This is a genomic window from Segniliparus sp., from assembly GCF_051660745.1.
Lineage (GTDB): Bacteria > Actinomycetota > Actinomycetes > Mycobacteriales > Mycobacteriaceae > Segniliparus.
In genome coordinates this window covers 104,366-117,099 of the sequence record NZ_JBOFQF010000031.1, presented here as the reverse complement: position 1 = coordinate 117,099, position 12,734 = coordinate 104,366, and the positions used below count along the sequence as shown (strand labels likewise).

The 12,734-nt window shown below is 67.5% G+C and carries 11 protein-coding genes; 5 read left to right on the top strand and 6 right to left on the bottom strand.

Annotation, left to right across the window (positions count from 1 at the left end; genetic code table 11):
• Both ACRC20_RS10820 and ACRC20_RS10815 read left to right on the top strand, forming a co-directional pair.
• Window positions 1-835 (top strand): alpha/beta hydrolase (locus tag ACRC20_RS10820; RefSeq protein WP_438686383.1); only part of this gene is annotated, 835 nt, incomplete at its 5' end.
• A gap of 273 nt (window positions 836-1,108) precedes the next feature.
• Window positions 1,109-2,101 (top strand): alpha/beta hydrolase, encoded by a 993-nt coding sequence (locus ACRC20_RS10815; protein WP_438686382.1) that lies wholly within the window; start codon window positions 1,109-1,111, stop codon window positions 2,099-2,101.
• Between the two features lie 10 nt (window positions 2,102-2,111).
• On the opposite strand, the gene ACRC20_RS10810 is transcribed toward ACRC20_RS10815, so the two are convergent.
• Window positions 2,112-2,366 carry a hypothetical protein gene (locus ACRC20_RS10810; protein WP_438686381.1) on the bottom strand — a complete coding sequence of 85 codons (255 nt, stop codon included), beginning with the start codon at window positions 2,364-2,366 and terminating at the stop codon, window positions 2,112-2,114.
• Between the two features lie 254 nt (window positions 2,367-2,620).
• Between ACRC20_RS10810 and ACRC20_RS10805 the strand changes: the two genes are divergently transcribed.
• Window positions 2,621-3,901, top strand: coding sequence for a phthiocerol/phthiodiolone dimycocerosyl transferase family protein (locus tag ACRC20_RS10805; protein ID WP_438686380.1), 1,281 nt, complete (start codon window positions 2,621-2,623; stop codon window positions 3,899-3,901).
• Between the two features lie 4 nt (window positions 3,902-3,905).
• Here ACRC20_RS10805 and ACRC20_RS10800 read toward each other — a convergent pair whose 3' ends face one another.
• Window positions 3,906-5,357: an AlkA N-terminal domain-containing protein gene (locus ACRC20_RS10800; protein WP_438686379.1), complete on the bottom strand. Its 1,452-nt coding sequence runs from the start codon at window positions 5,355-5,357 to the stop codon at window positions 3,906-3,908.
• 114 nt (window positions 5,358-5,471) lie between these two features.
• On the bottom strand, window positions 5,472-5,936 hold the full coding sequence (locus tag ACRC20_RS10795) for a helix-turn-helix domain-containing protein (protein ID WP_438686378.1): 465 nt from the start codon (window positions 5,934-5,936) through the stop codon (window positions 5,472-5,474).
• A gap of 238 nt (window positions 5,937-6,174) precedes the next feature.
• Here ACRC20_RS10795 and ACRC20_RS10790 point away from each other — a divergent pair, with 238 nt between their 5' ends.
• Window positions 6,175-7,620: an MFS transporter gene (locus ACRC20_RS10790; RefSeq protein ID WP_438686377.1), complete on the top strand. Its 1,446-nt coding sequence runs from the start codon at window positions 6,175-6,177 to the stop codon at window positions 7,618-7,620.
• Here ACRC20_RS10790 and ACRC20_RS10785 read toward each other — a convergent pair whose 3' ends face one another.
• A complete protein-coding gene (locus ACRC20_RS10785) occupies window positions 7,621-8,106 on the bottom strand; it encodes an EVE domain-containing protein (RefSeq protein ID WP_438686376.1) in 486 nt (161 codons plus the stop codon).
• 87 nt (window positions 8,107-8,193) lie between these two features.
• Here ACRC20_RS10785 and ACRC20_RS10780 point away from each other — a divergent pair, with 87 nt between their 5' ends.
• Window positions 8,194-9,375: an aminotransferase class V-fold PLP-dependent enzyme gene (locus ACRC20_RS10780; protein WP_438686375.1), complete on the top strand. Its 1,182-nt coding sequence runs from the start codon at window positions 8,194-8,196 to the stop codon at window positions 9,373-9,375.
• On the opposite strand, the gene ACRC20_RS10775 is transcribed toward ACRC20_RS10780, so the two are convergent.
• Together ACRC20_RS10775 and ACRC20_RS10770 are read right to left on the bottom strand one after the other, a co-directional pair.
• Complete coding sequence (locus ACRC20_RS10775) at window positions 9,372-12,272, bottom strand: RND family transporter (RefSeq protein WP_438686374.1); 2,901 nt, start codon at window positions 12,270-12,272, stop codon at window positions 9,372-9,374. The genes ACRC20_RS10780 and ACRC20_RS10775 overlap by 4 nt on opposite strands.
• Entirely contained in the window at window positions 12,269-12,691 is a 423-nt protein-coding gene (locus ACRC20_RS10770; protein WP_438686373.1) for an MmpS family transport accessory protein, read from the bottom strand. Before ACRC20_RS10770 ends, ACRC20_RS10775 begins: the two co-directional genes overlap by 4 nt.
• Window positions 12,692-12,734 lie beyond the last annotated feature (43 nt).

Sequence of the window (12,734 nt, the reverse complement as noted above, 5' to 3'; positions counted from 1 at the left end):
CGTCCAGGAGTACTACGTCCCGACCCCGTCGATGCCGGATGTGAAGATCCGCGTGTGGAAGGCGTCCAACGGCTCGAAGAAGTCCGTCGTCCTGCTCGACGGCCTGCGCGCCACGAGCGACGTCTCCGGCTGGGAGCACAACACCAACGCGCACCTCTTGGCGCAGCACGGCGTGAACGTGATCGAGCCGGTCGGCGGCAACGCGAGCTTCTACACCGACTGGTTGGAGCCGAGCCAGGGCAACGGCCAGCCGTACAAGTACATGTGGTCGACCTTCATCGGCCAAACGCTGCCCGCGTGGGAGGCCTCGCAGGGCCTCGACCCGAACGGCAACGCGATCGCCGGCCTGTCGATGGCGGGCTCCGCCGCGCTGATCCTCGCGGCGGACTACCCGGACAAGTACAAGTTCGCCGCCGCCTACTCCGGCTACCTGAATCTGTCCGCAGGCCTCTCCCGCGAGCAGATCTGCGCCTCGATGTGGTCCGAGCAGGGCTTCAACTGCGACAGCATGTGGGGGCCGGGGTTCAACGACACCTGGAAGGCGAACGACCCGTTCACCCAGGCCGAGAAACTCCGCGACACCTCGCTGTACCTCTCTTGGGGCAACGGCCAGCCCGGCCCGACCGACGAGGGCCTGCCCTTTGTGGAAGAAGCCTCGGCGCAGCTCATCGAGGGCATCATCAAGAGCAATGACGAGTCCTTCCGGCAACGCCTGGACGACCTCGGGGTCAACGCCACCTACAACGTCCAGCCCTTCGGCACCCACCGCTGGCCCTACTGGGAAGAGAACCTCTGGCTCTCGCTCGACCAACTCAAAGCCTCGATTGGGGCCTAGCCCAGACAGCGATCTGCTGCGTTGTCGGACGCTCACGCACCTGCTCCGTGGCCTCCGCTCTTGTGCGCCGCGCGTCCTGCCGCCTTGCATCTCATCTGTCTGGATCTAGGCGGCTTGGCAGAAGAGGCTCAGCTTGCCCACAGGCTGGGGGCCAGGATGGATTCCACACCCGCCCCGGCGAGGCTCCCCCTCGTCCGAGGCGATGTGTGCGACCCTCGAAGAGTCGTTTCCGAAAGGATCCTCATGGAAAACGTTGCGAACACGGTGCACTCTATGGCAGAGGGGCAGAATCGCTCTTTTTCGAGGCGGCGGTTCGGCCTCCTCGCCACTGCGGGCGCGGCAGGCGCCGCAGGTCTCGCGCTTGCGGGCCAAGCGCCCCTCGCCGCCGCGAACCCCCCGGACGACCACCCCGGATCCGACCCGAACGCAACGGTCGAGGAGCACATGGTGCCGACTCCGGAGATGCCCGATGTGAAGGTGCGCCTATGGCGCGCGACGAACGGGTCGAAGAAGTGCGTCATTCTGCTGGACGGCTTGCGGGCCACCTGGGACGTGTCCGGCTGGGAGCATATGACCAATGTGCACGAGGCCGCGCAGCACGGCATCACCGTGGTCGAGCCGATCGGCGGCAACGCGAGCTTCTACACCGACTGGGACTCGCCGAGCAATCTCAACAACCAGCCGTACCGCTACATGTGGGAGACGTTCGTCGGCACCACGCTGCCGAACTATCTGAGCTCGATCAAGCTCTCGGGGACCGGCAACGCCGTCGTCGGCCTCTCCATGGGCGGCGGCTCGGCGTTGATCCTCGCCGCCAACCACCGCGACAGGTTCGGCTTCGCCTCGGCCTTGTCCGGATTCCTCAACATCACCGCCCCCGGCATGCGGGAGGCGGTGCGGGCCGCGATGCTCTCCGAACAGGGCTTCAACAGCGACAACATGTGGGGGCCGCCGTGGAGCCCGCGCTGGCCGCAGAACGACCCGACGGTGCGCATCAACGACCTCAAGGGTATCCCGCTGTACATTTCGGCCGCGCGGGGCGGCGCCACCGACAAAGACGGCGACCTCTCGGCGGTGGACAAGGTCAGCGCGGCGGGCCTGGAGACCATCGCGTACTCCCAGACGAAGAGCTTCCAGGACAAGGCCCAGCAAGCCGGGCTCAACGCGCGGTTCGTCCTCGACGCGTCCGGCACGCACAACTGGCCGTACTGGCAGGACCACTTCTGGGACTCGCTCGACTACATGAAGCAGTCCATCGGGGCGTGAGCGCGGCGCGTCAGGAGCCGAGGGCCGCTTTTTCCACGCTCTGAAGGATTCTGGTGTCCTCGTTGGGCCCGGTATTGGTGACTTGGTCGGTGTTGTCGAGTTTCCCGGCCATATGGTCGCCAGTTCCGTTGCTCCCCGCACTTCCCGCGTTTCCCGCGTCGCCGAAGTGGGCGACGATGGACGCGTTCGCGGGGGCTGTCGAGGCGTAGGCGGCTCCGGCGAGTCCGGAAAGGGCGATCAGGGCGCCCGCTGCGACGGTCTTCATCATGTGCTCCTCATCTGTTCGCCCCGGACGGTTGTGCCAGGAGCTTTTTAGTTGAATGTTCAAGTATTAAGTTGACGGTCCAGGCAACGAAGAGGCTTCGTGGTTTATTCCGACGACCCGAAGCCCCCGGAGCGCCTCGGCGATGTGACGCAACACGCGGCGCCCGTATGTGAAATGTCAGTTAAACTGACAATAGTTTCATGGACAAGCACTATCTGCAGACGATCTGCCTGCGGGAACGGAGGAGATGACAGATGGCTTCGAGCGCTGCGCCGCAGAACGTAGTCCGGCCGCTTTCCCCGTTCGAGACGTTTTTCACGGCGGGCTCGGTCACAGTGTGGCTGTCCGCCACGTTGCGCGGGCGGTTGGACCGCGCCGCCCTCGTCGAGGCGCTGCGGGCCGTCCGGGACGCGCACCCGGTGCTGGGGCACCAGATCGCTGTGGGCGATCAAGGTTTTCTGCTCGTCGAGGGGGAGGGCGGGGCTCCGTCGGCCTTCTTCGCAGACGCGGCGGCCATCGAGGAGCCCGAACTGTGGCCGTTGACCCCGGGCAGCGGGCTCGTCGCGCTGAACGTCCTCTCGGCGGGGGACGAGCATGTGGTGTCCTTCGGGACGCACCACGGAGTCGCGGACGCGCGCGCGGCCATGTACTACAACACGCAATTCTGGTCGGCCTACGCCCGGATCGTGGACACGGGATCGGCTCCCGAGCAGGCCGCCGCCCCGATCCCCGCCGCCCCCGAGGCGTTGCTGCGCGAGCGCGGCGTCGCCGAGCTGCCCACCAGCGGCGCAGAACGGCTCGAAGGCTCCGTCTGGGGCGGGAGGCCGACGCCTGCTGCGGTATTCGCCGAGCAGGAGGGGCGGCGGATCCTGTTAGAGGCCGCAACCACCGAGGCGTTGCGGCGGGCGGGCAAGACGAAGGGCGTCTCGCTGCACGGCGTGGTGTGCGGGGCTGTCGTCAAAGCGGAGCGCTCGCTCGTGGCCGAGCCCGCGACGGGACCGGTCGAGATCGGCCTGCGCAGCTCGGCGGACATCCGCGACCGGGTCGCTCCGCCGATCGGCATCGTCGAAGGGACGAACCTTGTCGCCATGGCGCATGCGAAAGCTGTGGTCGACGAGGCGAGCGACCCGTTCGAAGTGGGCTCGCGCATCCTCGGCGACTTGGCGGACGACTTGAAGGGCGGCCTGGTCCAGCAGCAGATCTACCACGTGCTCGGGGACCTGGGGCGGCCGCAGGCCCCTGCCCTCTACATCACCAATGTCGGGGCGCTCGGAGCGTTGCCGACTCCGGACGGCCTCGTCGTCGAGGACGTGCGCGGCGTGCTCGCGACAGACGCTGCGGCGATTGCCCAGCTCCAGGCGGCGCAGGGCTCGGAGGCCTCGTCCGGCGTGGCTTCCACGTACATGGTGTCCGCCTACGGCGGCCGCCTCGCGATCGAGGCGAGCTATCCGCGCGGCGCGTTCACGCCGGCCGAGATCGACCGGCTGGTGGGGGCGGTGGAGTCGAACTTGCGCGAGATGGCGGCCGCCGAGTGACCGCTCACGCCAGCGCTCCTCGGCGGCGGAGCGCGTGCTGCCACAGGCGCAAGCCGAAGTACGAGCGCCAGGGCGAGTGGCGGCGGGCTTCTTTGAGGTCGATCCCGAGGTCTTCCGCGCCGCGCCGGACCACGAGGTCCGTGTCGAGCAGGGTGTCGGGGTCGAGCAGATACCGCAGCACGACGTAATCTGCCGTCCACGGCCCGATCCCCGGCAGGTCGAGCAACTGCTTGCGAAGCTCGGCGGATTCCATCCCGGTGTGCGGTTCGAGCTTCCCGTTCGCGAGGGCCTGGGCGACAGCGAGGATGGCCCGAGTGCGCGCGGCGGGCCCTCGGAGCGAGGCCCCGCCGTCTGCGGCTACTTGCTCCGCGGTCGGGAAGATCCTGCTGAGCCCGCCCGAGGGGTCGGGGTCGTCGAACGGGTCGCCGAGCGACTCGGCCAGCCTGCCCGTGTGCGTCCGCGCGGCGGCTATGGAGATCTGCTGCCCGATCATGGCGCGCAGGATCAGCTCGGCGGGGTCGCTCGCCCCCGGAATACGCAGTCCGGGGCTTCGGGAGATCTCCTCGGCGAGCGCGGGCGCCGTCACGGCGAGGGCGGCGTCCACGGATTCCGGGTCGGCGTCGAGGTCGAGGAGCCTGCGGGTCCGGCTCACCGCCGTGGTCAGGTCCCGCGCGTCGGCCAGTTGGAATCGGGCGTGGACGCTGGAGCCGGTCGGCTCGACCCGCACGCAGACGACGCCGAGCCCGTGGGGGAGGCGCATGGTGCGGCGGTAGTCTCCGTCGCGCACCTCTTCCACTCCGGCGATCGCGTGCTCGGCGAAGAACCACTGCATCCATGGCACGTCGAGCCTCCCTCGGAACGGCAGCCGGAGCACCACCGCGCCGGGGGCGGTGTGCGCCGGAAGCTTCTCGCGCCGCAGTTCGCGCGGCGCGGCGGCGAAGACCTCCCGCATGGTGTCGTTGAACTGCCGGACGCTCGCGAACCCGGCGGCGAAAGCGATGTCGGCGAAGGGGAGGCACGTGGTTTGGACGAGCGTGCGGGCGGTCGCGGCCCGACGGGCGCGGGCCAATGCCAACGGCCCCGCGCCGAGCTCGGCGGTGAGGAGACGGTTCAGTTGCCTGCTGGAATAGCCGAGCCGTCGGGCGAGGCCCTCCACGCCGTCGCGGTCCACCACGCCGTCGTCGATGAGCCGCATCGCGCGGGCCGCCGCGTCGGAGCGGATGTTCCATTGCGGCGAGCCCGGCGCGGCGTCGGGGGAGCAGCGCTTGCACGCCCGGTAGCCTGCGAGATGCGCGGCTGCGGCAGTGGGGTAGAAGGCGACGTTCTCCGGCTTGGGCGTCCGCGCCGGGCAGGACGGCCTGCAGTAGATCCCGGTGGTCGCCACCGCCGTGTAGAACTGTCCGTCGAACCGGGCGTCCTTCGAGGAGATGGCCCGATAGCAGGCTTCGAAACCCATCTGGGGCCCCCGTCCGCGGCCGGCTGCGTTGTCGAAGCCCCGCGGGCCCTGCTCGTTCCTCGCGGTCCTGTCCATACGTCCACTCTGCCGGCGCGGGTTCCGATTTACTAGCGGTTATCGGACATTGCCGTGGCGGATCCACGCGGCCACGACGGACACGCTCAGGCCGAGCTGGCGGGCGACTTGTCTCGGCCCGAGCCCTTCTTCCGCCATGAGGCGCATCGCTTCCGCCTGTGCGCGCTGCGACGAGTCCCCGCGCTTCGGCGCGGGCCGCGCTTCGTGCGTCCATTTGCGGACGGTCGGCGGCGTGACCCCGGTCTTGCGCGCGGCCCCCGCGAAGGTGAGGCCCTCTTCGAGGACGAGCCGCACGGCCTCGTGTTTCTGCCAGTCGGCTCCATGGCGCGGAGGGCGTTGCTCCGTCGCGAATCCGTGCTCCGCGCGCCACAGCCGCACCCATCTGCTGATCGTGCTCCGTGAAGCCCCGACCGCGGTCGCGGCCGCCCGGAGCGTCAAGCCCTCTTCGAGCACGCGCCGTGTCGCGGCTTCGTGCAGCTCGTCCGAGTATTGGCTCCAGCTCATGTCTGGCCCCTCGGCCCCAGTCGCGTGGCGGATGCCCGGAGCCGCGGCCAGGCGGGAGCCTGTGTGTCCCGGGCCATCAATATTTCATACATATGATATATATTATATTAATAGTCACACAGCCTCCCCCCGAGGCTTGGCGGAACGGGCGGGATTCGACGCAGATTGAGCGTGGATCTGTACCGCGACCAGCGCTTCCGTTAAGCTTGCGGCTCGTTTGCTTCGAAGAAGGAGTGTTGTGGCGACGGCGGTACAAGAGGCCCAGCGGGCCGACACGGTCTGGATTCGGTCTGCCGCAGATGTGTCGGACATCGTGAACCAGGGAGCGGGCCGGGCGGCGAACGCGAAGGTGATCGTCCTGCTCGCGTTGGGCGGAGTCTTCCTCGACGCGTACGACCTGACCTCGCTCGCATACGGGGAGGAGGCTGTGCGCGAGCAGTTCCACATCGGCCCCGCGCAGCTCGGCCTGGTGGTCAGCGCGATCTCGCTCGGCGCGCTCGTCGGGTCGTTCCTCGGCGGGGCGCTGGTCGACCGGATCGGCAGATACCGGGTCTTCATGGCCGACATGGTCTTCTTCGTCGTGGCGGCGATCGGAGCCGCGCTCGCGGTCAACGCCGCGATGCTCATCGGCTTCCGTTTCCTCATGGGGGTGGGCGTCGGCATGGACCTGCCGGTCGCGATGGCGTTCCTCGCCGAGTTCTCGCGCTTGCAAGGGAAGGGGAGCAAGTCGGACCGCACCGCGGCGTGGTGCCCGGCCTGGTACGCGGCCACCACCGCATGCTACGTCGTCATTTTGGGGATTTACGCGCTGCTGCCCGCCGAGCAGCACCAGCACATTTGGCGGTACGTGGTCGGATTCGGCGCGGTCCCCGCGCTCGCCATTATCGCGGTGCGCAAGCGCTACATCGACGAGTCCCCCGCCTGGGCGGCGGGCCAGGGCGACCTCGAAGGCGCGGCGGCGATTCTGCGCCGCAGCTACGGAGTCGACGCGCGCGTGGCCCCCGAAGCGCGCCGTGAGACGCGGCGCGCCTCTGCGGGCCAGCGGTACCGGGAGCTGTTCCGTCCGCCGTATCGGCGCCGGACCCTGCAGAACCTCGTCGCCAACACCGCGCAGAACTTCGGCTACAACTCGGTCGCCTTCGGGCTGCCGGTCATCATTGCGACATTCCTCGCCCAGGGCGAGCTCACCACGATCGTTTCGGCGCTGGCGCTCAACCTCGTGTTCGCGTTCACCGGCGGGATGCTGGGCATCGGCTGGTCGCGCAGCCACGGGGCCTGGCGGATGACGCTGATCGGATTCGGCCTCCAGCTCGTCGCATTCGTCGTGCTGGCCTCGCTCGGCGTGCCCAAGGGGCCGGTCGCGATCGCGCTCGCGTTGGGCATGCTCGGGTTGTACCTGTTCGCCCAGGCGAGCGGGCCCGGCGCCAATCTCATGACGTTCGCCGCGCTCAGCTATCCGACCCGTATCCGGGGGACCGGCGTGGGATTCAGCCGGGGCGTCGACAGCGCCGCCACGACGGTGACGCTGTTCCTGTTCCCGGTGCTCGCGTCGGCGTTGTCGACCAGGGTCTTCTGGGTCATCGCCGCGGCTCCTGTCATCGGGGCCGTCGCGCTTTTGGTCGGCAGGTGGGAGCCCGTCGCGCACGACGCGGACGCGGAGGACGCGCTCGCGGCCCGGGACTGATCACCCGGCTTTGCTGAGCCGCCCGGTCGAGCCCTGCCCGGTCGATCCCTGCCCGGCCGGACATGCGACCATCGCGTCGTGGATCAGTTGGAAATCGTGCTCGCCGAGCTCGATCAGGCCGCGCCGCAGGCGCATCCCCCAATGCTGGTCGGCGGTGAGGTCGAGCCGGTCGCGCAGCCCGGCGAGCGGAGCCGTCGAAGCCATACGGATGTATTCCGCGCGGCGGCGCCAGGGGCGGAAACAGCCCCCGTTGTTGATCGGCTCCGCGGCCTCCCAGAGCTCGTCGTCGCAGATCCGCCCTATCGCGGTGAACGCATGGACCTGCGCGCCGTCGCGGATGCGCTCCCGCGCCGAGTAGTAGACGAGCCAGTCCCCGGGGCGCATCCTGGCCAGCAGGTGCCGCTTGCCGTGGTTCGCCTGCGCTATCCCGAGTTCCACGCCTCGACGCACGTGCTCGTGCGAGACGACTCCGAGCCAGTACTTCATCGTTGCCTCCTGATCGTGTTGCCTGGCGTCCATGGTGCGACAAGGGTCTGACAGTATTGCGGGCCCGGGCGCGGCTAGACTGCCGGAATGCTCGACATCGATCGGATCCTTTCGGACACGCCGGGCGTGATGGGCACGCTGTTTTTCGACAGCGCGGGCTCGTCCCTGCCGCCGCTGCCCGTGCTCGACGCGGTGATCGGGCATCTGCGGCTCGAGGCGCAGGTCGGCGGGTATCGCGCAGCCGAGGTTGCGGGGGAGCGCCTCGCGGGCGTGAAACAGTCGATCGCGAGATTGATCGGGGCCGCGCCCGAGGACGTCGCGCTGCTCGACTCGGCGGGCAGGGCGTGGAACGAGTTCTTCTCCGCAGTGCCGTTCGAGCGGGGGGACCGCATCCTCACTTGTCGCGCGGACTACCCGAGCAACGCGATCAACGCGCTCAAAGCGCACAAGACGCTCGGCGTGAGCGTCGAGGTCGTCCCGTCCGACCAGCACGGCAGGATCGACCTCGGAGCGCTTGCGGCGATGCTGGACGAACGGGTGCGCCTCGTCTCGCTCGTGGAGGTCCCGACGAACAGCGGGCTTGTCAACCCGGTGCGCGAGGTGGTGGAGCTCGCCCACGCCCATGGGGCGCTGGTGTTGCACGACGCATGCCAATCGGCCGGGCAATTGCCGGTGGACGTGGCCGAATCGGGTGTCGACGCGGCTTCTTTCACCGGGCGCAAATGGCTTCGCGGCCCGCGCGGCACCGGCTTCCTCTATGTCAATCCGAAGACGACGGCGGGCCTTGAGCCACGCGTGCTCGGCACGTTCACCACGGCGTGGACCGGCCCCGACGAGTACGAAGTCGCGAAGGACGCGACCCGGTTCGAGCAGTGGGAAGGCAACATCGCCGGATTCCTCGGGCTCGGAGCCGCCGTGGACTACCTCTTGGACATCGGGGTCGACGAGGCGAGCGCCGCAGTGCGGGCGAGCGCGCGGCTGCTGCGCGAAGGGCTGGCGCAGGTGCCCGGCGCGCGCGTGTGGGACCTCGGGGACGACTTGTGCGGCATTGTGACGTTCTCCCTCGACGGCGCGGACTCGGTCTCGGTCGCGGGGGAGCTCGCCAAGCACACAGTGTCCTGCCACTACTCCCGCCGCACCTCCGCCCAGCACGACATGGCCGCGAAGGGCCTCATGGACGTGGTCCGCCTCTCGCCGCACTATTTCAACATCGCGTCAGAGATCGACGCGGTGCTGGAGTTGGTGGCAGATATCGCGAAGGCGGCTTAGCCCGCTACTGCGGCCTGCTGCTTGGGCAGCACGTTGTCCTCGCCACGGGCCCGCACTCGCAGCGGCCACCAGAACCAACGTCCGAGGAGGGCCGCGATCGACGGGGTCATGAAGCCTCGCACGATCAGTGTGTCGAACAGGAGGCCGAGGCAGATCGATGTGCCGCATTGGCCGATGGCGACGAGGTCGCTTGTGATCATCGAGCCCATGGTGAACGCGAACACGAGGCCCGCCGAGGTGAGCACGCCGCCGGAGCCGCCGATCGCCCGGATCATGCCGGTCTTGAGCCCGCCGTGGAGCTCTTCCTTCATTCGGGACACCAAGAGCAGGTTGTAGTCCGACCCCACCGCCAGCAGGATGATGACGGTGAAGGGCATCACGAACCAGTGCAGCTGCAGGTGCAGCAAGTGCTGCCAGATGAGCACGGAGAGGCCGAACGAAGAGCCCAGCGAGATCGCGATGGTGCCGACGATGGTGAAGGCGGCCACGACGCTCCGGGTGATGATGAGCATGATGAGGAAGATCAGGCTCATCGCCGAGATCACGGCGATCATCAGGTCGTATTTCACCTGTTCGCCGATGTCGTGGTATGTCGCGGCCGTGCCGCCGAGCGTGAGCTTGGCGTCTTCGAGGGGCGTGCCCTTGATGGCTTGCTTCGCCTGCTTGAGCACGGTCTCGGTGCTGGCGAGCGCCTCGGCTCCCGCCGGGTCGCCCTGGTGGGTGACGATCATCTGCGCGGCCTTGCCGTCCGGGGACAGCATGAGCCGCAGGCCCACCTTGAAGTCGTCGTTGTCGAACGCCTCCGGCGGCAGGTAGAAGAAGTCGTCGTTCTTCGCGAGGTCGAAGGCTTGCCCCATGACGTAGCTCGTGTCCGTCATGCGCTCCATCTGGTCGATCATCCCGTTGAAGGTGCTGTACATGGTCAGCGTGATGTTCCGCATGTCCTTGGAGATCGAGATCATCGGCGGGATCTGGGCGAGCATCTGCGGCATGAGCTGGTCCATCTTCTGGATGTCGCCGTACATGAAGCCGATGCTGTCGGTGAGCTTGTCGATGTTGTCGAGCGCGTCGAAGATCGAGCGTCCCGCCCAGCACCACGGGAGCTCGTAGCAGTACGTCTCCCAGTAGAAGTAGTTGCGGAACGGTCGCATGTAGTCGTCGAAGTAGCTCATCTGGTCGCGCATCTGCTCGGTGATGCCCTTCATCTCCGCAGTGGTGCCTGTCAGGCTGTGCGTGACGCCGACCAGTTGGCTCATGATGTCGTACATCCGCTGCATGGTCGAGATCATGACGCCGAGGTCGTCGGACATCTTCTTCATGTCCTTCATCCGCGCCTTGAGGTAGTTCATGTTCTCAAGCATCGGCGTCGAGCTCATGCTGACCTGGAAGGGGATGGAGCTGTGGTCGATGGGCGCGCCGAGCGGCCTGGTGATGCTCTGCACCTTGCCGATGCTGTCGATGCGGATCACGTTCTTCGCGATCCGGTCGAGCACGAGCATGTTCGCCGGGTTGCGCAGGTCCACCGGCGAGTCGATCAGCAAGATGTCGGGGTTCATCCGCGCTTTCGAGAAGTGCTTGTCCGACGCGAGGAAGCCGATCTTCGAGGGGAGGCTCGCGGGGATGTAGTCCCGGTCGTTGTAGTTCACCGCGTAGGTCGGCAGGACGCCGAGGCCGACGAGGGCGATGAGCGAGACCATCACGAGGATCGGGGCGGGCCAGCGGACGATGGCGGTGCCGGTCTTGCGCCAGCCCCGGCCGCTGGACTTGCGCTTGGACTCCATCATCCCGACCTTGGTGGCCAAGAGGAGCACGGCGGGGCTCAGTGTCATCGCCGCCGCGACCACGACGAGCATGCCGATGGCGCACGGGACGGCGAGCGATTTGAAGTAGGGGAGGTTCGTGAAGGTCAAGCAGTACGTCGCGCCCGCGATGGTGAGGCCGGAGCCCAAGATGACGTGCGAGACGCTGTGGTAGGTCGTGTAGTACGCCGTGATCCGGTCCTCGCCCGCCGCCCTCGCCTCGTGGTAGCGGCCGATGAGGAAGATCGCGTAGTCCGTGCCCGCCGCGATGGCCAAGGCGACGAGCAAGTTCGTCGCGAACGTGGACAGACCGATGATGTGGGTGTGGCCGAGGAAGGCGACCACGCCCCTGGCGGCGCTGAGCTCGAGGATGACGGTCAAGAAGACGAGCAGCGTCGTGAAGATGGAGCGGTAGATGACGAGCAGCATGACGACGATGACCCCGAGCGTGATCAGCGTCATCTTGATCATGCTCTTGTCGCCCGCGTCGTTCATGTCCATCGTGAGCGCGGCCTGGCCGGTGACGTAGACCTTCAGCCCCTTGGGGGGGTCGTTCTCTTTGGGGCCGGGCTTGCAGTCGACGCCGCCGGGCTTGCAGTCGACCTGGTTGTTGGCGATGTCGCTCACCGACTGGACGGACTCTTTGCCCTCGTTGGTGCCTTGGTCGCCGATGAGGTTCAGCTGCACGTAGGCGGCCTTGCCGTCGACGCTCTGCACGCCGCCCGCCGTGTTGCGGGCGCCCCAGAAGTCTTGGACGTGCGAAACGTGCTTGGTGTCCTTCTGCAGGCGCTGGACGAGCTTGGTGTAGTACTCGCGCGCCGGGTCGCCGAGCGGCTGGTCGCTCTCCAGGAGGATCATGACCATGCTGTCCGAGTCGAACTGCTGGAACAGCTTGCCCTGTCTCAGGATCGACTTGTACGACGGAGCCTCTTTGGAGGCCAGCGAGACGGAGTTCTCCTTGCCGACCGCTTCGAGCTGGGGCACGAAGATGTTCAAGAGGACGATGCCCGCGAGCCACAGCAGGACCACCAGCAGCGACGAGTGCAGGATGAGCCGCGCGATGCGCGAATGTTTGACGGGGGCGTGGGGTGCGGTCATGCAGATTTCACCAAGCAGGAGATTTGGGCGTTGTGGTCGTACGAGGTCTGCCGATCCCGCACTATGCCGTTGACGGTGATCTGGCAGCTGAGGTTGTCGCTGTCCCCCTGCGCCACGACTTGCGCGAAGATGGAGTTGAGCTTGGTGGAGATAGTGAAGGACCAAGGCAGGGTCGTGAACTGCTGACGGTGGGGCTGCGCCCGCTCGTCGAGGTAGTTGACCTCTCCTTGGGTCCCGGCCGGGCCGGAGATCTCGTAGATCACGTCCTTGGGGATGACGGGATCGGTGTTGTCTTTGATCTCGGCGACCGCGACGCTCTCGGCGCCGAAGACTCCGTGGAGCCGGTAGACCGCGAACGACGCGCCTGCGACCACGACCACGACGATGAGCGGCAACCAGATCGTTCTGAGGATTTTCAAGGCCTCATGCCCCCTTTTGCTTGCTCATGCGTTCGGCCCGCCG